The organism is Serratia sp. Ser99 (assembly GCF_024519545.1).
GTDB lineage: Bacteria > Pseudomonadota > Gammaproteobacteria > Enterobacterales > Enterobacteriaceae > Serratia > Serratia liquefaciens.
Genome location: NZ_JALJRT010000005.1, coordinates 172,686 through 193,793, shown reverse-complemented (window position 1 = coordinate 193,793; position 21,108 = coordinate 172,686). Strand labels below are relative to the sequence as shown.

General features: G+C 56.8%; 15 protein-coding genes and 1 other RNA gene. 7 read left to right on the top strand and 9 right to left on the bottom strand.

Features of this window, described 5'->3' with window-relative positions:
• Window positions 1-35 precede the first annotated feature (35 nt).
• Both NR114_RS12560 and gltB read right to left on the bottom strand, forming a co-directional pair.
• Window positions 36-1,454 carry a glutamate synthase small subunit gene (locus tag NR114_RS12560; RefSeq protein ID WP_048759882.1) on the bottom strand — a complete coding sequence of 473 codons (1,419 nt, stop codon included), beginning with the start codon at window positions 1,452-1,454 and terminating at the stop codon, window positions 36-38.
• An 11-nt stretch (window positions 1,455-1,465) separates the two neighbouring features.
• A complete protein-coding gene (gene gltB / locus NR114_RS12555) occupies window positions 1,466-5,926 on the bottom strand; it encodes a glutamate synthase large subunit (RefSeq protein WP_116691670.1) in 4,461 nt (1,486 codons plus the stop codon).
• A gap of 695 nt (window positions 5,927-6,621) precedes the next feature.
• On the opposite strand from gltB, the gene NR114_RS12550 reads away from it, so the two are divergent.
• The 4 genes from NR114_RS12550 (at window position 6,622) to mtgA (ending at window position 11,611) form a co-directional block, all read left to right on the top strand.
• Window positions 6,622-7,548, top strand: coding sequence for a TIGR01212 family radical SAM protein (locus tag NR114_RS12550; protein WP_234529785.1), 927 nt, complete (start codon window positions 6,622-6,624; stop codon window positions 7,546-7,548).
• Window positions 7,549-7,652: 104 nt separating this feature from the next.
• Window positions 7,653-9,992 carry an aerobic respiration two-component sensor histidine kinase ArcB gene (gene arcB / locus NR114_RS12545; RefSeq protein ID WP_020831830.1) on the top strand — a complete coding sequence of 780 codons (2,340 nt, stop codon included), beginning with the start codon at window positions 7,653-7,655 and terminating at the stop codon, window positions 9,990-9,992.
• Between the two features lie 237 nt (window positions 9,993-10,229).
• Window positions 10,230-10,883 (top strand): isoprenoid biosynthesis glyoxalase ElbB, encoded by a 654-nt coding sequence (elbB, locus tag NR114_RS12540; protein ID WP_020831829.1) that lies wholly within the window; start codon window positions 10,230-10,232, stop codon window positions 10,881-10,883.
• A complete protein-coding gene (mtgA, locus tag NR114_RS12535) occupies window positions 10,880-11,611 on the top strand; it encodes a monofunctional biosynthetic peptidoglycan transglycosylase (RefSeq protein WP_046372559.1) in 732 nt (243 codons plus the stop codon). The genes elbB and mtgA overlap by 4 nt, the downstream gene beginning before the upstream one ends.
• Before the next feature lie 57 nt (window positions 11,612-11,668).
• Here mtgA and NR114_RS12530 read toward each other — a convergent pair whose 3' ends face one another.
• From NR114_RS12530 to NR114_RS12510, 5 genes are all read right to left on the bottom strand, one after another.
• Complete coding sequence (locus tag NR114_RS12530) at window positions 11,669-13,231, bottom strand: S10 family peptidase (RefSeq protein ID WP_256814129.1); 1,563 nt, start codon at window positions 13,229-13,231, stop codon at window positions 11,669-11,671.
• Window positions 13,232-13,346: 115 nt separating this feature from the next.
• Window positions 13,347-13,922, bottom strand: a complete 576-nt coding sequence (gene dolP, locus NR114_RS12525; protein ID WP_020831822.1) for a division/outer membrane stress-associated lipid-binding lipoprotein — start codon at window positions 13,920-13,922, stop codon at window positions 13,347-13,349.
• A 9-nt stretch (window positions 13,923-13,931) separates the two neighbouring features.
• On the bottom strand, window positions 13,932-14,522 hold the full coding sequence (gene diaA, locus NR114_RS12520) for a DnaA initiator-associating protein DiaA (RefSeq protein WP_020831820.1): 591 nt from the start codon (window positions 14,520-14,522) through the stop codon (window positions 13,932-13,934).
• Window positions 14,523-14,573: 51 nt separating this feature from the next.
• Entirely contained in the window at window positions 14,574-14,927 is a 354-nt protein-coding gene (locus NR114_RS12515; RefSeq protein ID WP_020831818.1) for a YraN family protein, read from the bottom strand.
• The gene (locus NR114_RS12510; protein ID WP_048759875.1) at window positions 14,924-16,957 is read right to left on the bottom strand and encodes a penicillin-binding protein activator; all 2,034 of its coding nucleotides are present in this window, start codon (window positions 16,955-16,957) and stop codon (window positions 14,924-14,926) included. The genes NR114_RS12515 and NR114_RS12510 overlap by 4 nt, the downstream gene beginning before the upstream one ends.
• A 62-nt stretch (window positions 16,958-17,019) precedes the next feature.
• On the opposite strand from NR114_RS12510, the gene rsmI reads away from it, so the two are divergent.
• Together rsmI and rnpB are read left to right on the top strand one after the other, a co-directional pair.
• Window positions 17,020-17,883: a 16S rRNA (cytidine(1402)-2'-O)-methyltransferase gene (gene rsmI, locus NR114_RS12505; RefSeq protein WP_020831815.1), complete on the top strand. Its 864-nt coding sequence runs from the start codon at window positions 17,020-17,022 to the stop codon at window positions 17,881-17,883.
• Window positions 17,884-17,924: 41 nt separating this feature from the next.
• An RNA gene (rnpB, locus tag NR114_RS12500) (RNase P RNA component class A) lies at window positions 17,925-18,303 on the top strand.
• 58 nt (window positions 18,304-18,361) lie between these two features.
• Here the strand turns inward: rnpB and NR114_RS12495 are convergent.
• The gene (locus NR114_RS12495; RefSeq protein WP_197821281.1) at window positions 18,362-19,063 is read right to left on the bottom strand and encodes a pirin family protein; all 702 of its coding nucleotides are present in this window, start codon (window positions 19,061-19,063) and stop codon (window positions 18,362-18,364) included.
• Between the two features lie 107 nt (window positions 19,064-19,170).
• On the opposite strand from NR114_RS12495, the gene NR114_RS12490 reads away from it, so the two are divergent.
• Window positions 19,171-20,076 carry a LysR family transcriptional regulator gene (locus NR114_RS12490; protein ID WP_041414994.1) on the top strand — a complete coding sequence of 302 codons (906 nt, stop codon included), beginning with the start codon at window positions 19,171-19,173 and terminating at the stop codon, window positions 20,074-20,076.
• Between the two features lie 37 nt (window positions 20,077-20,113).
• On the opposite strand, the gene NR114_RS12485 is transcribed toward NR114_RS12490, so the two are convergent.
• Window positions 20,114-21,100 (bottom strand): glutathione S-transferase family protein, encoded by a 987-nt coding sequence (locus tag NR114_RS12485; protein ID WP_020831810.1) that lies wholly within the window; start codon window positions 21,098-21,100, stop codon window positions 20,114-20,116.
• Window positions 21,101-21,108: the final 8 nt, after the last annotated feature.

The following is a 21,108-nucleotide window of genomic DNA, read 5'->3' as shown; positions in this document are numbered from 1 at the left end:
TGGCTGCGGGCCCTTGGGGGGAAGTCAGCGAAAAATTACACTTCCAGATAGCTCATTATGCCATCGGCGGCTTTACGCCCTTCGGCAATCGCCGTCACCACCAGGTCAGAACCGCGTACCGCATCGCCACCGGCGAAGATTTTCGGGTTGCTGGTCTGGAAGGCGTTATCGGTGCTTTCCGGTGCCACGATACGACCTTGCTTGTCGAGCTCGACGTCGTGGGCAGCCAGCCAGTCCATCTGGTGCGGGCGGAAACCAAACGCCATGACCACGGCATCGGCATCGATAACGTGCTCGGAGCCTGGCACCTGTTCTGCAACCTGACGACCATTGGCGTCTGGCGCGCCCAGCTGGGTACGAACCATTTTCACACCGGCGACGCGGCCGGCGCTGTTCAGTTCGATGCTCAGCGGCTGCAGGTTGAATTTGAAATCAACCCCTTCCTCACGCGCGTTTTTCACTTCGCGCTTGGAGCCTGGCATGTTGGCTTCATCACGACGGTAGGCGCAGATAACCTCGGTGGCGCCCTGACGGATAGAGGTGCGTACACAGTCCATCGCGGTATCACCACCGCCCAGTACCACCACGCGCTTGCCTTCCATGCTGACATAGGGCTCATGCTGCTCGGCTTGATAACCCATCAGTTGTTTGGTGTTAGCGATCAGGAACGGCAGTGCGTCGTAGACGCCCGGCGCGTCTTCATTCTCCAGGCCACCGCGCATCGACTGGTAGGTACCGACGCCGAGGAACACCGCGTCAAACTCACTCAGCAGCGTTTCCATGGTGATGTCTTTACCCACTTCGGTATTGAGCTGGAACTCAATGCCCATCTCGCTGAAGATGCCGCGACGCTTCACCATCACTTCTTTTTCCAGCTTGAAGGCCGGAATACCGAAGGTCAGCAGGCCACCGATCTCGGGATGACGATCGTAAACCACCGCTTTCACGCCGTTGCGGGTCAGCACATCGGCACAGGCCAGGCCGGCAGGACCGGCACCGATCACCGCCACCCGTTTGCCGGTAGGCAGCACATGGGACATGTCCGGCTTCCAGCCCATTTCGATCGCTTTGTCGCTGATATAGCGCTCGATGTTACCGATGGTCACCGCACCGAACTCATCGTTGAGAGTACAAGAGCCTTCACACAGGCGATCCTGTGGGCAAACGCGGCCGCAGACTTCCGGCAGGCTGTTGGTCTGGTGCGCCAGATCCGCCGCCTCCATGATGCGGCCTTCATTCGCCAGCTTCAGCCAGTTCGGGATGTAGTTGTGAACCGGGCATTTCCATTCGCAATAAGGGTTACCGCACGACAGGCAGCGGTCCGCCTGCGCTTTCGCCTGAGTTTCCGAAAACGGCTCGTAAATCTCTACAAACTCAATTTTACGGATCTTCAGCGGTTTCTTTGGCGGATCAACGCGCTGCAGGTCGATAAATTGATAAACATTCTGACTCATTTAATGACCTCTTACTGCGCCTGAACCCGCAGCTCGGCTGCGGAACGACTACGGTGACCCAACAATGCTTTGACATCACTGGACTTCGGCTTGACCAGAGCAAACTTCGGTGCCCATTCCGGCCAGTTGGCCAGGATCTCTTCCGCACGCGAAGAACCGGTCGCCTGCACGTGCTCGGTAATCAATCCGCGCAGGTGCTCTTCATGAATTGCCAGTTGGTCGACATCCAACACTTCCACCAGTTCTGGGTTCACACGTTTACGGAACTCGCCGTCTTCATCCAGCACGTAGGCGAAACCGCCGGTCATGCCCGCACCAAAGTTGATGCCGGTTTTGCCCAGCACGCAGACGATGCCGCCGGTCATGTATTCACAACCGTTGTCGCCGATGCCTTCTACCACGGTGATGGCACCGGAGTTACGTACGGCGAAGCGTTCCCCCGCACGGCCCGCAGCGAACAGCTTGCCGCCGGTAGCGCCGTACAGGCAGGTGTTGCCGATAATGCTGGCTTCATGACTGCGGAACGCGGAGCCAATCGGTGGACGCACGGCGATACGGCCGCCTGCCATGCCTTTGCCAACGTAGTCGTTGGCGTCGCCGGTCAGGGTCAGTTCTACGCCGCCCGCATTCCATACGCCGAAGCTCTGGCCGGCGGTACCGGAGAAGTAGGCCTTGATCGGATCGGCCGCCATGCCCTGGTCACCGTGCACGGTAGCGATGGCTCCGGACAGGGTAGCGCCCACTGAACGGTCGGTGTTGCGGATATCGAAGTAGAAGGCTTTGCTGCTTTTCGCTTCAATATGCGGTTCCGCCTGCGCCAGCAGATCCTTGTTCATCAACCCTTGGTCGAACGGCGGGTTGCTGCTTTCGGTGCAATACAGCGCCTTGCCCGGATGCGGCGTGGCGGTTTTCAGCAACGGCGACAGATCCAGCTTGTTCTGCTTGGCGGAGATACCGTCCAGTTCGGTCAGGAAATCGGTACGACCAATCAGATCCACCAGTTGGCTAACCCCTAACTGCGCCATGATCTCGCGGGTTTCGCGCGCGATAAACTGGAAGTAGTTGGTCACGCGTTCCGGCAGGCCGTGGTAATGATCGCGGCGCAGTTTTTCATCCTGAGTTGCCACGCCGGTAGCGCAGTTGTTCAGGTGACAGATACGCAAGTACTTACAACCCAGCGCCACCATTGGACCGGTGCCGAAGCCGAAGCTTTCCGCACCCAGAATTGCCGCTTTCACGATATCCACGCCGGTTTTCAGGCCGCCATCCACCTGCAGGCGAATTTTATGGCGCAGGCCGTTGGCCACCAACGCTTGCTGGGTTTCCACCAGGCCCAATTCCCACGGACAGCCGGCGTATTTCACTGAAGACAGCGGGCTGGCGCCGGTACCGCCGTCGTAGCCGGCGATGGTGATCAGATCGGCATAGGCTTTCGCCACGCCGGTGGCGATGGTGCCCACGCCCGGTTCGGAAACCAGCTTCACCGAGATCATGGCCTTCGGGTTGACCTGTTTCAGGTCGAAAATCAGCTGTGCCAGATCTTCAATCGAGTAGATGTCGTGGTGCGGTGGTGGCGAAATCAGCGTCACGCCCGGTACCGAATAACGCAGCTTGGCGATATAAGGGGTAACCTTATCCCCCGGCAACTGGCCGCCTTCACCCGGCTTGGCTCCTTGCGCCACTTTAATTTGGATCACATCGGCATTCACCAGGTAAGCCGGCGTCACGCCGAAACGGCCGGATGCCACCTGCTTGATGCGCGACACTTTGTTGGTGCCGTAACGGGCCGGATCTTCACCGCCTTCGCCGGAGTTGGAGAAACCGCCAAGGCTGTTCATGGCGATTGCCAACGACTCGTGCGCTTCCGGGCTCAGGGCACCGATGGACATCGCTGCGGTATCGAAACGTTTGAACAGCGATTCAGCAGGTTCAACCTGATCAACCGGAATTGGCGTGCCCTTCGGCGTGATGGCCAACAGGTCGCGCAGCATGGCCACCGGGCGCTCGTTCACCAGCTTGGCGTAAGCCTGATAGTCGCTGTATTTGCCGCTGTGCACTGCCGTTTGCAACGTGCTTACCACGTCAGGGTTGTACGCATGGTACTCGCCGTCGTGGACGAACTTCAGCAGGCCACCCTGTTCCAGCGGTTTACGTTTCAACCACGCACGCTTGGACAGGTTCTGCAGATCCTGTTGGATGTCGCTGAAGCTGGCGCCGCCGATGCGGCTGACCACGCCCTGGAAACACAAATCGGACAGATCGCGGTGCAGGCCGACGGCTTCGAACAGCTTGGCGCAGCGGTAAGAGGCGATAGTAGAGATGCCCATTTTGGACATGATCTTGTACAAGCCTTTATTGATGCCGTTACGGTAGTTCAGCATCACTTCACGGTATTTCTTGTCGATTGCCTGGGTATCTACCAATTTGGCCAGCGTTTCGTAAGCCAGGTAGGGGTAGACCGCCGTCGCGCCAAAGCCTAACAGCACGGCGAAATGGTGCGGGTCACGGGCACTGGCGGTTTCAACAATGATGTTGGCATCGCAGCGCAGGCTTTTCTCGACCAGACGGGTCTGGATCGCACCAACGGCCATTGGCGCAGGCACCGGCAGACGTTGGGGGGTGATGGCACGGTCTGACAGCACCAGCAGCACGGCACCGTCGCGGACTTTACGTTCCGCTTCGTCGCACAGCGAACGGATGGTCTGCTCCAGATCCTGCTCCGCTGGATCAAAGGTCAGATCGAGCGTGTCGGCCCGATAGTATTCGCCTTCCAGCGTAGTGAGCTGTTTGAAATCGGAGTACAGCAGGATCGGCGATTTAAAGCTTAAACGGTGCGCCTGGCCTTCGGCCTCGCAAAACACGTTCATTTCGCGGCCGATGCTGGTGGCCAGCGACATGACGTGCGCTTCGCGCAGCGGATCGATAGGCGGGTTGGTCACCTGAGCGAACTGCTGACGGAAATAGTCATAGATGATGCGTGGGCGGCTGGACAGCACGGCAAACGGGGTATCGTCACCCATTGAGCCGGTAGCTTCCTGGCCAATCTCGCCCAGTACGCGGATCACCTGATCCAGTTCTTCGCTGCTGTAGCCGAACTGTTTCTGGTAAGTCTCGAGCTGCGAGTCGTCAAGCTCACGACTGCCGACCTGATCGGCCGGCAGGTCTTCGAACGGCACCAGCCGCTTGACGTTCTTTTCCATCCACTCTTTATACGGGTGGCGGCTTTTCAGATCGTCGTCGGTTTCGGCAGAGTGCAGGATCTTGCCGCTGCGGGTATCGATCACCATCAGCTCGCCAGGGCCCACGCGGCCTTTCTCTACCACTTCATCCGGCTGGTAATCCCAGATGCCGACTTCAGAGGCACAGGTAATCAGCTTATCTTTGGTGATGACGTAGCGTGCCGGACGCAGACCGTTACGGTCCAGGTTACAGGCGGCGTAGCGGCCGTCGGACATCACGATACCGGCAGGGCCGTCCCACGGCTCCATGTGCATCGAGTTGAAGTCGAAGAAGGCGCGCAGATCGGTATCCATATCCGGGTTGTTCTGCCAGGCTGGCGGAACCAGCAGGCGCATGGCGCGGATCAAGTCCATACCGCCTGCCAGCAACAGCTCCAGCATGTTATCCAGCGAGCTGGAGTCGGAACCGGTTTCGTTAACGAAAGGCGCTGCCGTTTGCAGATCCGGGATCAGCGGCGTCTGGAATTTATAAGTACGTGCGCGCGCCCATTGGCGGTTGCCGGTGATGGTGTTGATTTCGCCGTTGTGCGCCAGGTAGCGGAACGGCTGCGCCAGCGGCCAGCGTGGCACGGTGTTGGTGGAAAAACGCTGGTGGAACAGGCAGATGGCCGATTCCAGACGCAGATCCGCCAAATCAAGATAGAAACGGGGCAGATCCGCAGGCATGCACAGGCCTTTATAGATCGTCACCAGATTCGAGAAGCTGCATACATAGAAGCTGTCGTCCTGGACGCGCTTCTCGATACGGCGGCGCGCGATAAACAGGCGGCGTTCCATATCGCGTGGGCGCCAACCGGCCGGGGCGTTAACGAAAATCTGTTCAATACGCGGCAGGGAGGAGAGGGCAATTTCACCCAAAACGTCCGGGTTGGTCGGCACTTCACGCCAGCCAACAACCGACAGCGTTTCGTTCTGCAGCTCTTCTTCTACAATGCGGCGGCTGGCACGGGCTTCCTCTTCGTTCTGGCTGAGGAACATCATGCCAACGGCGTAGTTCTTGGCTAAGCGCCAGCTGCGCTCTTCCGCGACCATGCGGAAAAAGCGGTCGGGCTTTTGTAATAACAGGCCGCAACCGTCGCCAGTCTTGCCGTCAGCAAGGATTGCGCCACGGTGCTGCATGCGGGCCAGTGCGTGAATCGCGGTACGCACGACCTTATGGCTAGGTTCGCCTTCTATGTGGGCGATCAGGCCGAAACCACAGTTGTCCCGCTCTTGGGATTTATCGTACAACATATCAGTGAACCTCCCCAGGCTCTGCGTGACTCTCACAACCGACTCACAAGCGGGCTTCTCAACGTCAGGCAGAAGTCCAATCAGCAAGCTGAATATCGCCGATCTGCTTTTCCGCCCTCCGTCAATGGCCTCTCGTGATGGTGCTCACAAGTGGTAAATGACTTGTTTTAAGAGGGAGTCTTAAATTACTGCATAAATATGACGAGACGTTTGCCCGTCCAGAAAGCTTCCAGCGGACTTCCAACTTAGCGAGAAAGAATACGCAGGTCAAATATAGGCCTAAGGGGGTTTTTTAATGAAATAACTGTATTTAATTATTTGATATTAATTGTTTTTTGGCGTTTTTTAAGCTTGCATGGAGGAGTGTCATCCCCCGAAGAAATGTGAGCTGTCTCACTATAGTGCAACGCCTGAATCTCTGCACCATGCTAGTGCGGGTGGGAATGTCAGAGTTTTATTCTAATAACTTATTCTTTTTTGTTTTTTACAACTATTTTTCATCGCTTTGTCATACTGGCGTTAACGGTTGCGTGGAAATAAGAAAAATTCATCTCGGCCAAGATGATTTTATTTGCATTTATAATGAATAGTTATGCTTGGTGAAGCCTTGCGGAGAAAGCGTTGATCTCTGTCATCGCGGGAAAAGCCGTTTTTTATTAGCATCACGGGCTTTGAGCACAGAGACCTCCAAGATTATGCAGTTGCCGCAATTAGTCAATATGTTTGGTGCCGACCTTCAGCGGCGATACGGCGAAAAGATCCATAAACTCACCCTGCACGGCGGGTTCAGTTGCCCGAATCGCGACGGCACGTTGGGGCGTGGTGGCTGTACCTTCTGCAATGTCGCTTCTTTTGCCGATGAACAGATGCAGCATCAAAGCATCGCCGAACAGTTGGCGCTGCAGGCCGGCAGGGTGAATCGCGCAAAACGCTACCTGGCCTATTTCCAGGCCTATACCAGTACTTATGCAGAAGTGAATCTGCTGGCGGAGATGTACCGCCAGGCGCTGGGACAGGCGGATATGGTCGGCATTTGTGTTGGAACCCGGCCGGACTGCGTGCCACCTGCCGCCCTGGATCTGCTGGCGAGTTACCGCGAAAAAGGCTACGAAGTGTGGCTGGAACTCGGGTTGCAGACGGCGCACGATAAAACGCTAAAGCGCATTAACCGCGGCCACAATTTCTCCTGTTATCAGCACACCGCCCGGCTGGCGCGCGAACGCGGGCTGAAGGTGTGCAGCCATCTGATTGTTGGGCTGCCGGGGGAAAGCGCCGCCGAACATCTGACCACGTTACAACGGGTGGTGGACAGCGGCGTGGATGGCATCAAGCTGCATCCGCTGCACATCGTGACCGGCAGCACGCTGGCGCGGGCCTGGCAGGCGGGTCGGTTGCCTGAACTGTCGCTTGAGGCATACGCCGCCAGCGCCGGAGAGGTGATCCGCCACACGCCGAAGGAGGTGGTATATCACCGTATTTCCGCCAGCGCGCGTCGGCCGACGCTGTTGGCACCGTTATGGTGCGAAAACCGCTGGAACGGCATGCAGGCGGTCGGCGGCTATTTGCAACGCCATGGCGGGCAGGGCAGCCGATTGGATGAAAAGCAGCAATATCGCCCTTGATCGCTGTTTTGATTTGCAATCTTTCCCACACTTCGACGTTTGCTTCCTTATCTCCTCGGTGTTTTACGGTATGATTTAGACGATTCTGTCTGATGGGAGCGGCTATGAAGCAAATCCGGGTGTTAGCCCAGTACTACGTTGATTTAATGGTAAAACTGGGGCTGGTACGCTTTTCGCTGCTGCTGGCGTCGGCGCTGGTGGTGCTGGCGATGGTGGTGCAGATGGCGGTGACCATGCTGCTGCGCGGCGAAGTGGAAAGCATCGACGTGGTGCGCTCAATCTTCTTCGGCCTGTTGATTACGCCCTGGGCAGTCTACTTTCTGTCGGTGGTGGTCGAACAGCTTGAAGAATCACGCCAGCGCCTGGCGCGGCTGGTAGATAAGCTGGAAGAGATGCGCCACCGCGATCTGGAGCTGAACCAGCAGCTTAAGGACAACATCAGCCAGCTGAATCAGGAAATTGCCGATCGTATCAAGGCGGAAGAAGAACGCCAGCAGGTGATGGACAAGCTGACGGAAGAAATGGAACAGCGCGAACTGGCGCAAATCGAACTGGGCCAGCAGTCGGCGCTGTTGCGTTCTTTCCTCGATGCCTCGCCGGATCTGGTGTATTACCGTAACGAAGACAAAGAATTCTCCGGCTGTAACCGGGCGATGGAGCTGCTGACCGGCAAAAGCGAAAAACAGCTGATTGGCCTTACGCCGTATGACGTTTACGGGCAGGAAATCGCCGAAAAGGTGATAGAAACCGATGAGAAAGTGTTCCGCCACAACGTTTCGCTGACCTACGAACAGTGGCTGGTTTATCCGGATGGGCGCAAGGCCTGTTTTGAGCTGCGCAAAGTGCCGTTTTACGATCGCGTTGGCAAACGGCATGGGCTGATGGGCTTCGGCCGCGATATAACCGAGCGTAAGCGCTATCAGGACGCGCTGGAGAACGCCAGCAGGGACAAGACCACCTTCATCTCCACGATCAGCCACGAGCTTCGTACGCCGCTTAACGGCATTGTCGGGCTGAGCCGCATTCTGCTCGATACCGAGTTAAACGACGAACAGCTGAAATACCTCAAAACCATCCATGTCAGCGCCATTACCCTGGGCAATATCTTCAACGACATTATCGAGATGGACAAGCTTGAGCGGCGCAAAGTGCAGCTCGACAATCAACCGGTAGATTTCACCGGCTTCCTGGCGGACCTGGAAAACCTCTCCGGCCTGTTGGCTCAGCCGAAAGGCCTGCAGTTTGTGATGGAGCCGCAGCAACCGCTGCCGCAGCAAATCATCACCGATGGTACCCGCCTGCGTCAGATCTTGTGGAATCTGATCGGCAATGCGGTGAAGTTCACGCCGCAGGGGCAAATCGTGGTCCGCGTACGCCGCGAAGAGCAGGATCGGTTGGTGTTTGAGGTGGAAGACTCCGGCATGGGGATTCCGAAGGATGAGCAGGACAAAATCTTCGCCATGTATTATCAGGTCAAGGACCAGCACGGCGGCCGTCCGGCGACCGGCACCGGCATTGGGCTGGCGGTTTCCAAGCGCTTGGCGCAGAGCATGGGCGGCGATATCACAGTCAACAGCGTGCAAGGGCACGGTTCTTGCTTCACTTTGACCATCCAGGCGCCGGCGGTGAAGGAAGCGGAAAGTGAAACGCAGGCGGAGGAGGCCCTGCCATTACCGGCGCTGCATATTCTGCTGGTCGAAGATATCGAGCTGAACGTGATTGTGGCGCGTTCGGTGCTGGAGAAGCTGGGCAACAGCGTCGAAGTAGCGATGAACGGCAAGGATGCGCTTGCGATGTTTGATCCTGACGAGTTCGATCTGGTGTTGCTGGATATCCAATTGCCGGACATGACCGGGCTGGATATCGCCCGGTTGCTGCGAGAGCGCTATGCCGGACAGGCGCTGCCGCCGCTGGTTGCATTGACTGCCAACGTGCTGAAAGACAAAAAAGAGTATCTCGACGCGGGGATGGACGACGTGCTGAGCAAGCCGCTGTCGGTGCCGGCGCTGACCAAGGTGATTAAACATTACTGGGATCATCAACCCTCTCACACCACAAAGAAAATGGAGCAAAAGACGATGCAGATTAATGAGTCTTTACTGGATACCACCATGCTGGAACAGTACATGGACCTGGTGGGGCCGCAGTTGATCCATCAGAGCCTGGAGATGTTTGAGCAAATGATGCCGGGCTATCTGGCGGTGTTGGATTCCAATATGACCGCGCGTGATCAGAAAGGCATCACGGAAGAAGGGCACAAAATTAAAGGTGCAGCGGGTTCGGTGGGTCTGCGCCATCTGCAACAGCTGGCACAGCAAATTCAAACCCCGACGTTGCCAGCGTGGTGGGATAACGTGCAGGACTGGGTGGATGAGCTGAAGCAGGAATGGCGTAACGACGTGCAGGTACTGCGGGCGTGGGTAGCGGAAGCTGAAAAAAAATGACCCCGACCTAGGCCGGGGTGCGCGAATATTGCGCCAACACCAGGGAAATTGTGAACCTGCGTATTGGATTTAGTGTTCTGGTCGAGCAGGTTGTAGAGAATTCCTAAACATCATACAGCCAACAACATAGCAAATGTAAGCGCTCTTGTTAGAAGATTCATTAAAATGTGTGATGTAGATTAGTGTTTGACTACTCCGAGCACTAACCAGTTGACAGTATCAACAGGAGGAAGGGTGATGAAAAACGTGGGTGTAGTGCTGAGTGGCTGCGGGGTTTATGACGGTACGGAGATCCATGAGGCCGTCCTGACGCTGCTGGCGTTGGACCGGGCAGGCGCACAGGCGGTGTGCTTTGCGCCTGATAAACCTCAACTTCATGTTATTAATCACTTATCTGGCGATGAAATGCCAGAGGCGCGCAATGTTTTGCTGGAGTCCGCACGCATTGCCAGAGGCAAGATCCAGCCGCTTTCACAGGCCGATGCCGACCAACTGGACGCCCTGATTGTCCCCGGTGGGTTTGGCGCTGCGAAGAACCTCAGCAGTTTTGCCAGCGAAGGGGCGGAATGCTGGATTGATAAAGATTTAGCGAAGCTAACGCAACAAATGCATAAGGCAAATAAACCAATTGGTTTTATGTGCATCGCGCCGGCGCTGCTGCCAAAGTTGCTGGATCAACAAGTGCGGCTGACCATTGGCAACGATCCTGACCTCGGTGAAGTGATTGATGCCATGGGCGGTGAGCCGGTCATTTGCCCGGTTGACGATATCGTGGTGGATATTGAGAACAAAGTGGTGACCACGCCGGCCTATATGTTGGCGAAATCGATCGGTGAGGCCGCCCGCGGGATTGATAAGCTGGTTTCACGGGTGCTGGATTTGGCTGAATGAGAAAATCTGTGGGCAAATCGATGCTATCCCGGCCATGGTTTTGGCTGAAACGCGGATTGATCGCAGTGGTTGGCGCCTGGCTGCTGGGTATCCTGGTATTTGCTTTTTTACCGGTGCCTTTTTCTGCGGTGATGGTCGAGCGGCAGATCGGTGCCTGGCTGAGAGGCGATTTTGGCTATGTGGCGCACTCCGACTGGGTGTCGATGGACGATATTTCCCCGCAGATGGCGCTGGCGGTGATGGCGGCGGAGGATCAGAAGTTCCCGGATCACTGGGGTTTTGACGTGGCGGCGATAGAAAAGGCGTTCAGCCACAATGAACGTCGGCCCACGCGCATTCGTGGCGCTTCTACGCTGTCGCAGCAAACCGCGAAGAACCTGTTCCTGTGGGACGGCCGCAGTTGGTTGCGCAAAGGGTTAGAGGCCGGTTTGACCTCCGGCATCGAACTGGTGTGGACCAAGCGCCGGATCCTGACGGTATACCTGAATATCGTGGAGTTCGGCGACGGCGTATTCGGCGTAGAGGAAGCGTCACGGCGCTACTTCAATAAACCGGCCAAGCGTCTGACTGCATCGGAGGCCGCACTGCTGGCGGCGGTGTTGCCCAATCCACATCGCTTCAAGGCCAATGCGCCTTCCGGCTATGTCATACAGCGACAGCAGTGGATCATGCGCCAGATGCGCCAGTTGGGTGGGGAAGGCTTCCTGAAAGAGAATAAGCTCGATTAACCTGTTGCTCCCCTACCGTCAGGCAGGGGAGCCGTCTCTTTGGCAGTGAATTTTGTATCAGGGTTTTTGACTGATAAACGCACTCAGGTCTGCATGCATCTTTTTGAGCGACGGTTCATCCACGTACGGCATATGCCCGGTGTCATACCAATAGAAACGGATATTGTCGCGTAGTTTGGGCGACACGGGCAGATGGCTCATCTCATATTTGGCGACGAAATAAGGCGTGGCCAGATCGTAAACCCCGCCTATCACCATCACTCTCATTGCCGGGTTCATTTTCATCACCCGCGACAGGCTCGGCAACACGTTAAACGATCTGTCCCGGCTGTTGCTGGACATGTTCCAGTCATAGATCTCATCGGAAAATGCGCGATAGTTTTGGTCGGCGCTAAAATGCAGCGTCTTGCCAAGATAATCGTGGAATTGCGCGACGTAGGCGGAAGTAATTGCACTGATGTTGGGATCGTAATTGGACGTTTCGGCGATACTATCCAGCGATGGCCCACGATAGCGGGTATCGATTCTGCCAATGGTCTCGTCCTGGCCGCTCAACAGTTGTTTGGCGAAAACCGGCCCACTCAGGCGCAGATTGGCCTTGAGCCAATAATCGGCCGAAATGCCGGTAAATTGGTAAAGTTGCTCGGCGAGCGTTTGGCGATCTTTTTCAGGCAGATTGGCACCTTGCAGCAATGCCTGGGCATAAGTTCCCAGTGCAAACTTCTCGGCCTGGTCTAACAAGGTTTGCAGGCTCTGGTGTTTGCCCGGCAGCCGCTGGTGGTACCACGCGCTGGCCGCGTAGGTGGGTAGTGCCAGGTAGTAAGGCTGATCGACGCCGGGGTTTTGATTGGGATCGTCGACATTGTTGTCATAGTTCAGAAACTGCGAAATCAGAATAATGCCGTTAAGATCGATATTCTGATTTTTTAGCGTCTCGGCCAATACCACCGAGCGGGTAGTGCCGTAGCTTTCACCCAATAAATATTTAGGTGAGTTCCAGCGTTGGTAATGCGTTAGAAACTGAACGATAAACTGAGAAAAAGCCTGAGCATCGCCGTTGACGCCATAAACGTTGCTGGCACTCTGTGATTTTTGCTGCGCTCTCTCCGGTTGGCTGGCGGCACTGCTGGAAAAGTGGCTGTAACCCGTTCCGGGGGCATCGATAAACACCAGATCGCTGACGTTGAGCAGGCTGTATTGGTTATCGGTTAGTTGGTAAGGCGCCAGCTGTGTTTTCTCTGGCTGAGTAGCGATAACCCGTTTAGGCCCGAGTGCCCCCATATGCAGCCAAAGCGAGGCGGAGCCCGGCCCGCCGTTGTAGATAAAGGTAATTGGCCTGTTCTCGTTCTTATTCTCATTCTTTTTGAAATACGCGACATAGAACATGCCGGTCACGGGATCTTCTGGGTCGTCTTTACTCAATTCCAGCACCCCGGTTTGCGCCTGATAATTGATTTTTACCTGGTTGACCGTGATCGCGCCTTCGGTAGCAACGGTTTGATCGGCCATCGGGGCTGGGGCGTGCTCGGCGCGGGGCGCTTCCTGTGGCGGATTGGCGGCGGAAACTCCGGCGGTGAATAAAGAAGCGGCAGTGAGAAAACCGATTAAAATTCTGTCCATTTGAATTTTATCCGTAATGAAGTGAGAGATGACTTTAAACGCGACTCATTAAACCAGGGTACAACAGCGGGGAGCGTGCAGAAAAGCGGCAAGGGGAAGGCCCCTTGCCGAAGGATCATTTAACGAAGGTGAAGGCGGTGGTGACGTGTTTCACGCCGCTCACCTGGCTGGCGATCTGCGCCGCAGACTGGCCTTCCTGTTGGGTGACCAGGCCCAGCAAGAACACTTCGCCATTTTCAGTGGTCACTTTCACGTTGGATGACTTCACCGTATCGCTGGTGAGCAGCTGTGAACGGACCTTGGTGGTGATCCAGGTATCGGAGGAGGCGGTGCTCAGGCTAACCGGCGTTCCCTGACGGATCTCGTTATACACTTCGGTGGTGCCTTCAACACCCATGGCGATTTGCTTGGCACGAGCCGCCAGATCGGTGCTTGGCGATTGGCCAGTCAGCAGGACTTTACCCTGATAGGCGGTTGCGACCACTCGGGCTTCTTTCTTCAACTGCTGATCTTTGCTCAGGGCATTTTCAACCCGGGCTTCCAGCGTCCCATCGTCTACCTGAGTCCCCACGCTGCGTGGGTCGGTGGCCGTTTTAGTGGCGACGGCGGCGCTGCCAACGACAACGCCTGCAATACAACCTTGTAACAGCAGGGCGCTGGACAGCACTGCAAATGTGGCTTTTAGCTTCATCTCAGTTCCTTAATCGTCCTGGTGGGGAAACAACGTATTATCTATCAGGTCGCATAGGCAATTTACAGTCAGCATATGCATTTCCTGAATGCGTGCACTGCGGTGGGAAGGGATGCGGATCTCGACATCCTGCTGACCGAGCAAGCCGGCCAGTTCCCCACCGTCGTAACCGGTAAGTGCGACAATCGTCATGTCACGCGTCACGGCGGCTTCGACCGCTTTCACAATATCACGGCTATTGCCGCGGGTGGAAATTGCCAGCAGTACGTCGCCGGCGTGTCCGAGCGCACGAACCTGTTTGGCATAGACTTCATCGTGCAGGCGATCGTTGGTGATCGCGGTCAGCACCACGTTATCGGCATTCAGGGCAATGGCCGGTAGGCTTGGGCGCTCGGTTTCAAAGCGGTTGATCATGCTGGCGGCGAAATGCTGAGCATTGGCTGCCGAGGTGCCGTTACCGCAGCACAGAATTTTATTACCGTTAAGTAAGGATTGAACCAGCGTCATTGCTGCACGCGAGATGGCGTCGGGCAAAGCTTCCGCCGCCGCAATCTGGGTTTGGATGCTTTCGGTAAAACAGGCTTTAATTCTATCCAGCACGTTGTATTAATCCACTAAGTCAAAGGGCCGGTCTGCACCGGTAAACCGCGTTTAATCCGCATTGAAGGCATTGGGTATCCATTCTAACTGGCTACCGGTAATGGCCAAAACATCAAAACGGCAAGACGATGTGTCAAAACTGGCTCCGCGCCCCGCCAGCCAAACGGCGGCGGCATGCAGCAACCGCTGTTGCTTGCGATAGGTAACGCTGGCGGCTGCACCGCCAAACGCATCGCTGCGTCGGTAGCGTACTTCAACGAACACCCAGGTTTGGCCATCGCGCATGATCAGGTCGAGCTCACCGCCGCGCAGCGTAACATTGGCGGCGAAGAAGGTGAGCCCGGCGCGTTCCAGATAGTGGCGGGCCTGTAATTCATAGCCCGCCCCTGTGGCGCGTTGACTCAAGAGACCGGAACGACCATGCCCTGGCGGTATTGCAACCAAGGCAGTTTTCTGTTGATGACGCAACCCGGTGAGGCGGTCAGCATGCCAGTGGTGCCGGAGACCTGGAAGCCGGGCAACTGGCGCATTTCAGCAAAGTGGTTGGACAATGTCCAGGCATCCATCCCCATGGCGTACAGACGCACCAGCGAGTAGTCGTTGCGGAACTGGCTGCTTGCCTGCTGCAACAGCTGCGGGTTGGCACCGGCCAGCAACGGGATATCGCTGAACTGCAGGCCTTCCATTTCCAGACGGAAGTCCGGACCGGCACCGGCCTGGTAGCTGCGTGAACTGGCGTACATCGCCGGCTTGCTGCGCGAGTTGGTGGCCATGTCGATCATCGGTTTGATCAAGGTCAGCTGGGACTGGGTCGCGACGATATAGACCGAGTCTACGCTGCCGCCGCTGGCTGCTGGCGTATCGCTCGGTGGCGCAGGGATGGTCAGCCCAGCAATGGTAACGGCCTGCGGTGCCGGCGCGGTGGAGATTGGCGTACCCGACATGCGAATGCCGCCGCTGTTCACCATTTGGCGCAGTTCACCGGCGGAGCCGATATTTTGCTGCAGCACCGTTTGGCCGCCCAGTTTTTGCCACTCCTGATTAAAGGCTTTGGCAACGCGATCGCCGAAGGCACCGCGCGGGATCAGCAACAGCGGCTGCCGTTTCTGCTGTTCCCAAATGTGGCGGGCAGCATCGCGGGCTTCATCTTCCGGTGAAAGCGCGAAGTAACAAATGTTCGGATTGTCTTTCGGCGTTTCCGGCTGGTTAAGCGCCAAGACATTCAGGGTGGTGGTGCTGCCGGCCAGTTGATCGACATTTTCTTTCAGCAGCGGGCCGACCACCAGGGTGGCACCATCCTGCTGGGCCTGCGTCAGCAGCGCGGCCAGTGGCTGACTGGAGGTATCATACACCTTAATTTGCGCGTTAGCGGCCTGCGGCGGCGTAATTGGCGCGGTAGACGGAGCAGAAGGCTGAGCGGCAGTGACCGGGGCAGCATCTGCTGACGGCGCCGAGGTGCTTACTGCGCCGTTGGCATTGGGATCCGTCGAGGCAGGAGCCTGTACCGGCTCGCTGGTAGGCTGTTGCTGCTGTTGTTGTTGCACCGGAGCGGAAGGCGTCACGCCGTTTTTCGCCGCTTCAAACCCTTTTTGGATCGCGTCGGCGAACACTTTTGCCTGGCCGTTCAACGGCAGCAGTAGTGCGATTTTTGAAGTAGAAGCCTGGGTAAAGTTCAGCACCTGGTTTAACTGAGTGGGCAGTGTTTTCGCCGCCGGATTCTGCGGGTAGCGATTCTGCCAATCTTTAATACCGGCCTTCAGCAGATCGGGATCCTGTTTGTTGTCCTGATAAACGCGCAGCAGATCCAACCAGCCCTGCAGTACATTCTCATTGGCGTTGATCACCAGACTGTTCATGTCCTGCGGTGTCAGCTGCAGCAGGGCCAGCCAGGTCTGGTCCAGATTGGTTTGGTGCGCTTTGCCGGTCACCAGCGGTTCTTGTGCGATGTAAGCGCGGATCAGCGGTAGGGAAGGTTTACCCTGATTGGCAGCGATCTGCGCCTGGTAGAAGCGCACCAGTTGGTTGGCCGACAACGAGCCGGTATCCAGATGGCTCAGGGTGGTGCGGGCAGCGACGTAGCTTTTGTTCGCCACCTGCAGCTCGGCGCTCAGTAACTGGCGCTCCACCAGTTGAACGCTGCTGAGGTTTTTCGGCAGCTGGTTCAGTTGTTCACTGGCCTGCGGCAGTTTCCCTTCGCGCAGTAACGCGCGAATAGCAAGTAATTGCCAGTCAGCCTTGTTATCATTGCTGCTTTGCTGTAGCTGCTGCAGATAGTAATCGGAACTGGCGCTCGCTTCGTCCTGTATATTAGCGGGCGGCGTCTGCGGGGCCTGACTCGGGCAACCTGCAAGGAAAAGGGCTGCCGCGATAACTGCGGTAAGTCGGACAGGCTTTGAACGCCCTGCTTTGGTACGAACGAATGTTGAGGAAAGCATACTGTATCCAGTGATGTTTTTTTCAAGATGCTTAATATTAAATCGGCAATCCGGATGAAACAATGAATCAACACCAACAATCAGTCATTTCTGCATCAACGCTGTATGTGGTGCCCACCCCAATCGGCAATTTAGGGGACATTACCCACCGTGCGTTAGAGGTACTGAAAAGCGTTGATCTGATTGCGGCGGAGGACACGCGCCACACCGGGTTGCTGTTGCAACACTTTGCGATTAGCGCGCGGTTGTTTGCGCTGCACGACCATAACGAACAGCAAAAGGCCGATCAACTGCTGGCGAAATTGCAGGAAGGCCAGAGCATTGCGCTGGTTTCCGACGCAGGTACGCCTTTGATTAACGATCCTGGCTATCACCTGGTACGCCGCTGCCGTGAAGCCGGTATCCGCGTCGTACCCTTACCCGGCGCCTGTGCGGCAACCACCGCGCTGTGTGCTGCCGGTCTGGCTTCAGACCGCTTCTGTTACGAAGGGTTCCTTCCGGCGAAAACCAAGGGGCGTAAGGATACGCTGATGGCGCTGGCAGAGGAACCGCGCACGCTGATTTTCTACGAATCAACCCACCGTCTGCTGGAAAGTTTGCAGGACATGGTGACCGTGTGGGGGCCGCACCGTTACGTGGTGCTGGCGCGCGAACTGACCAAGACCTGGGAATCCATTACCGGTGCGCCGGTCGGCGAATTGCTGGCCTGGGTGCAGGAAGATGAAGTGCGTCGTCGCGGTGAGATGGTGTTGATCGTTGAAGGCCACAAAGTACAGGAAGATGCACTGCCGCTGGAGGCGTTGCGGACGCTGGCGCTGTTGCAAAAAGAATTGCCGTTGAAAAAGGCGGCGGCGCTGGCGGCGGAGATCCACGGCGTGAAGAAAAATGCGTTGTATAAACACGCATTGGAGCAACAAGAACAGTAAAGCGGTTGACCTGCCGTGAGCGCAACGCTACTATCCGCGCCGGAGTTGACCAGACAGTCGCCGCTTCACTGCCGTCCCTTTCGGGGGAGACAGGTGGAGGGGAGGAAAGTCCGGGCTCCATAGGGCAGGGTGCCAGGTAACGCCTGGGAGGCGCAAGCCTACGACTAGTGCAACAGAGAGCAAACCGCCGATGGCCCGCGCAAGCGGGATCAGGTAAGGGTGAAAGGGTGCGGTAAGAGCGCACCGCGCGACTGGCAACAGTTCGTGGCACGGTAAACTCCACCCGGAGCAAGGCCAAATAGGGGTTCACATGGTACGGCCCGTACTGAACCCGGGTAGGCTGCTTGAGCCAGTGAGCGATTGCTGGCCTAGAGGAATGACTGTCCACGACAGAACCCGGCTTACCGGTCAGCTCCCTCTATAAAGAAAACCCCGCGTGACGCAAGTTACGCGGGGTTTTTTCCTTTCAGGATGTGACTCACACCGGCAAGTCGATCAGCAGCGCACGCAGCGGCGTGGCGGCGCGTATCGTCAGGCGGTTTTCATCATGGATAAATGCGCCGTCACCGCACGTCAGGTTCTGGCTGTCCTGATGGTTGCCCTGGGCTTCAATGGTACCGTGGATCGACTGCAAGTAAGCACGGGGCCCATTCAATGCCAGCGTCTGCTGCTCGCCTTCCTGTAAATCCAGGTGATGGATCCACACCTGTTGGCGCAGTTGCAGGCTACCCTGAGCGCCGTCCGGCGATGCCAGTAGCGTCACACCCTTCGCCGGTAGCGTCAGGCGCTGCACACGTTCGTTATTGGTGTCTGGACAGGCATCCAACCACAGCTGCAGACGGGTTAGCGGCGTATCGCTGCTGGCGTTTTGTTCGCTGTAACTCATCCCTGGCTGGGTGGCCAGCAGCAAAGCCTCACCGGCCTTGGCGCTCATCGTGTTACCGTCGCTGTCGCGGTATTCGGCCTGGCCTTGCAGGATCACATTCAGAATGTCCACGCTCGGATAAGTACGCGGCTGCAAGGCTGCGCCCGGCGCCAGGACTTCCTGATTGAGCACCCGCAGCGAGGCGTAACCCATCAGCTTGGGATCGAAGTAATGTCCAAAAGAAAAGGTGTAGCGAGCCTGCAGCCAACCAAAGTCAGCTTGCCCGCATTGTTTTGCTGTTCTGCATGTAATCATGGCAATTGGCTCTCTAAATTCATTATCTAGATGGTAAGCATCTGGACGCCGGATTGTTAGCCAGTTAATCTGGTCGGCATATTCAAATTTCCTGACAGAGAGATTCGATGGCCAGAGATCGGGCGTTAACGCTTGAAGCGTTAAGGGTTATGGATGCGATCGACCGACGTGGCAGCTTTGCTGCGGCAGCCGATGAGTTGGGGCGTGTGCCTTCGGCGCTCAGCTACACCATGCAAAAATTGGAAGAAGAATTGGACGTGGTGCTGTTCGACCGCTCCGGCCACCGCACCAAATTCACCAACGTCGGCCGCATGTTGCTGGATCGTGGACGGGTGCTGCTGGAGGCGGCGGATAAGTTGACCACCGACGCCGAGGCACTGGCGCGCGGCTGGGAAACCCATCTGACTATCGTCAGCGAGGCGTTGTCGCCGCCAAGCAAGCTGTTTCCGCTGGTTGATAAGCTGGCGCTGAAAGCCAATACCCAGGTGTCTATTTTCACTGAGGTGCTGGCCGGAGCCTGGGAGCGGCTGGAGCAGGGGCGCGCCGATATCGTTATCGCCCCGGACATGCATTTTCGCGCCTCGTCTGAAATCAACACGCGCAAACTGTACAAAGTGACGAGCATGTATGTGGCCGCGCCGGACCATCCGATCCATCTGGAGCCAGAGCCGCTGGCTGAGGCCACGCGGGTGAAATACCGTGGTATTGCGGTAGCGGATACCGCCAGGGAGCGTCCGGTATTGACCGTACAATTGCTGGATAAGCAGCAGCGCCTGACGGTGAGCACCATTGAAGATAAACGTCTGGCTCTGTTGGCCGGTCTGGGCGTGGCGACCATGCCTTACCCGATGGTCGAGAAAGATATCGAAGAAGGGCGCTTGCGGGTGGTGGGGCCGGAATACAGCCGTGAAGTTGACATTATCATGGCCTGGCGGCGCGACAGCATGGGCGAGGCGAAAGCCTGGTTCCTGCGCGAGATCCCAAGGCTGTTCACCCAGTTGGAGCGTCAGTAAGCGCTCCCCCTTGCCGCAGGCAAAGGGGAGCTTGCCGTTAACCGAAACGCGTGTCGCGACCGTGTGGTTCGTCGAGATCCTGCGCCGGCCCAATCGAAATGATGCCGTGCGGATTGATGGTGGCGTGGCTGCGATAATAGTGATTGCGGATGTGCGGCAAACTGACCGTTTCGGCAATGCCTGGCATCTGGTAGATATCACGCAGGAAGCCGTACAGGTTGAGGTAATCGCTGATGCGGTGTTTGTCGCACTTAAAGTGGGTAACATACACCGGATCGAAGCGTATCAACGTGGTCCACAGGCGCAGGTCAGCCTCAGTCAGGCGATCGCCCGTCAGATAACGCTGTTGTCCCAGAATTTGCTCCAGCCGTGCCAGGGCGTCGAATACCCCGTGTACCGCTTCGTCATAGGCCTCCTGGCTGGTGGCAAAACCGGCCTTATACACTCCGTTGTTCACCAGGTCGTAAATCCAGCCGTTCAGCTCATCAATTTTCCCGCGTAGCTCTGCAGGATAATAATCGCCGGCGCGTGCGCCAACGCCATCGAATGCGCTGTTGAACATGCGAATGATATCGGCGGATTCATTGCTGACGATGGTTTGCTGCTGCTTGTCCCACAGCACCGGAACAGTCACACGACCGGTGTAGTGCGGGTCGGCGCGCAGGTAAAGCTGGTAGAGGAAGTCTGAGTGATAGAGATCATCGCCGGTCGCTTCAGGGAAATCGGTGCCGAAGGTCCAGCCGTTTTCCAGCATCAGCGGATGTACCACCGAAACAGGAATGATCTGCTCCAGCCCTTTCAATTTACGCATCAGCAGAGTGCGGTGCGCCCAAGGGCAGGCAAGTGAAACGTACAGGTGATAACGATCTTTCTCCGCTTTAAAACCTCCGACGCCGTGTTCGCCCGGCTGGCCGTCGGCGGTCACCCAGTTGCGGAACTGAGAGGTTGAACGTTTGAAACGGCCTCCGGTAGATGAGGTGTCATACCAGATGTCTTGCCAAACGCCATCGACGAGTTGTCCCATGGGAATCT

Bases quoted from the DNA above. Each gene is read 5' to 3' on its own strand.
- gltB (WP_116691670.1), bottom strand. From the start codon at position 5,926: ATGTTGTACGATAAATCCCAAGAGCGGGACAACTGTGGTTTCGGCCTG.
- NR114_RS12550 (WP_234529785.1), top strand. From the start codon at position 6,622: ATGCAGTTGCCGCAATTAGTCAATATGTTTGGTGCCGACCTTCAGCGG.
- elbB (WP_020831829.1), top strand. From the start codon at position 10,230: ATGAAAAACGTGGGTGTAGTGCTGAGTGGCTGCGGGGTTTATGACGGT.
- NR114_RS12510 (WP_048759875.1), bottom strand. From the start codon at position 16,957: ATGCTTTCCTCAACATTCGTTCGTACCAAAGCAGGGCGTTCAAAGCCT.
- mtgA (WP_046372559.1), top strand. From the start codon at position 10,880: ATGAGAAAATCTGTGGGCAAATCGATGCTATCCCGGCCATGGTTTTGG.
- rsmI (WP_020831815.1), top strand. From the start codon at position 17,020: ATGAATCAACACCAACAATCAGTCATTTCTGCATCAACGCTGTATGTG.
- NR114_RS12490 (WP_041414994.1), top strand. From the start codon at position 19,171: ATGGCCAGAGATCGGGCGTTAACGCTTGAAGCGTTAAGGGTTATGGAT.
- NR114_RS12530 (WP_256814129.1), bottom strand. From the start codon at position 13,231: ATGGACAGAATTTTAATCGGTTTTCTCACTGCCGCTTCTTTATTCACC.
- dolP (WP_020831822.1), bottom strand. From the start codon at position 13,922: ATGAAGCTAAAAGCCACATTTGCAGTGCTGTCCAGCGCCCTGCTGTTA.
- NR114_RS12495 (WP_197821281.1), bottom strand. From the start codon at position 19,063: ATGATTACATGCAGAACAGCAAAACAATGCGGGCAAGCTGACTTTGGT.
- NR114_RS12560 (WP_048759882.1), bottom strand. From the start codon at position 1,454: ATGAGTCAGAATGTTTATCAATTTATCGACCTGCAGCGCGTTGATCCG.
- NR114_RS12485 (WP_020831810.1), bottom strand. From the start codon at position 21,100: ATGGGACAACTCGTCGATGGCGTTTGGCAAGACATCTGGTATGACACC.
- arcB (WP_020831830.1), top strand. From the start codon at position 7,653: ATGAAGCAAATCCGGGTGTTAGCCCAGTACTACGTTGATTTAATGGTA.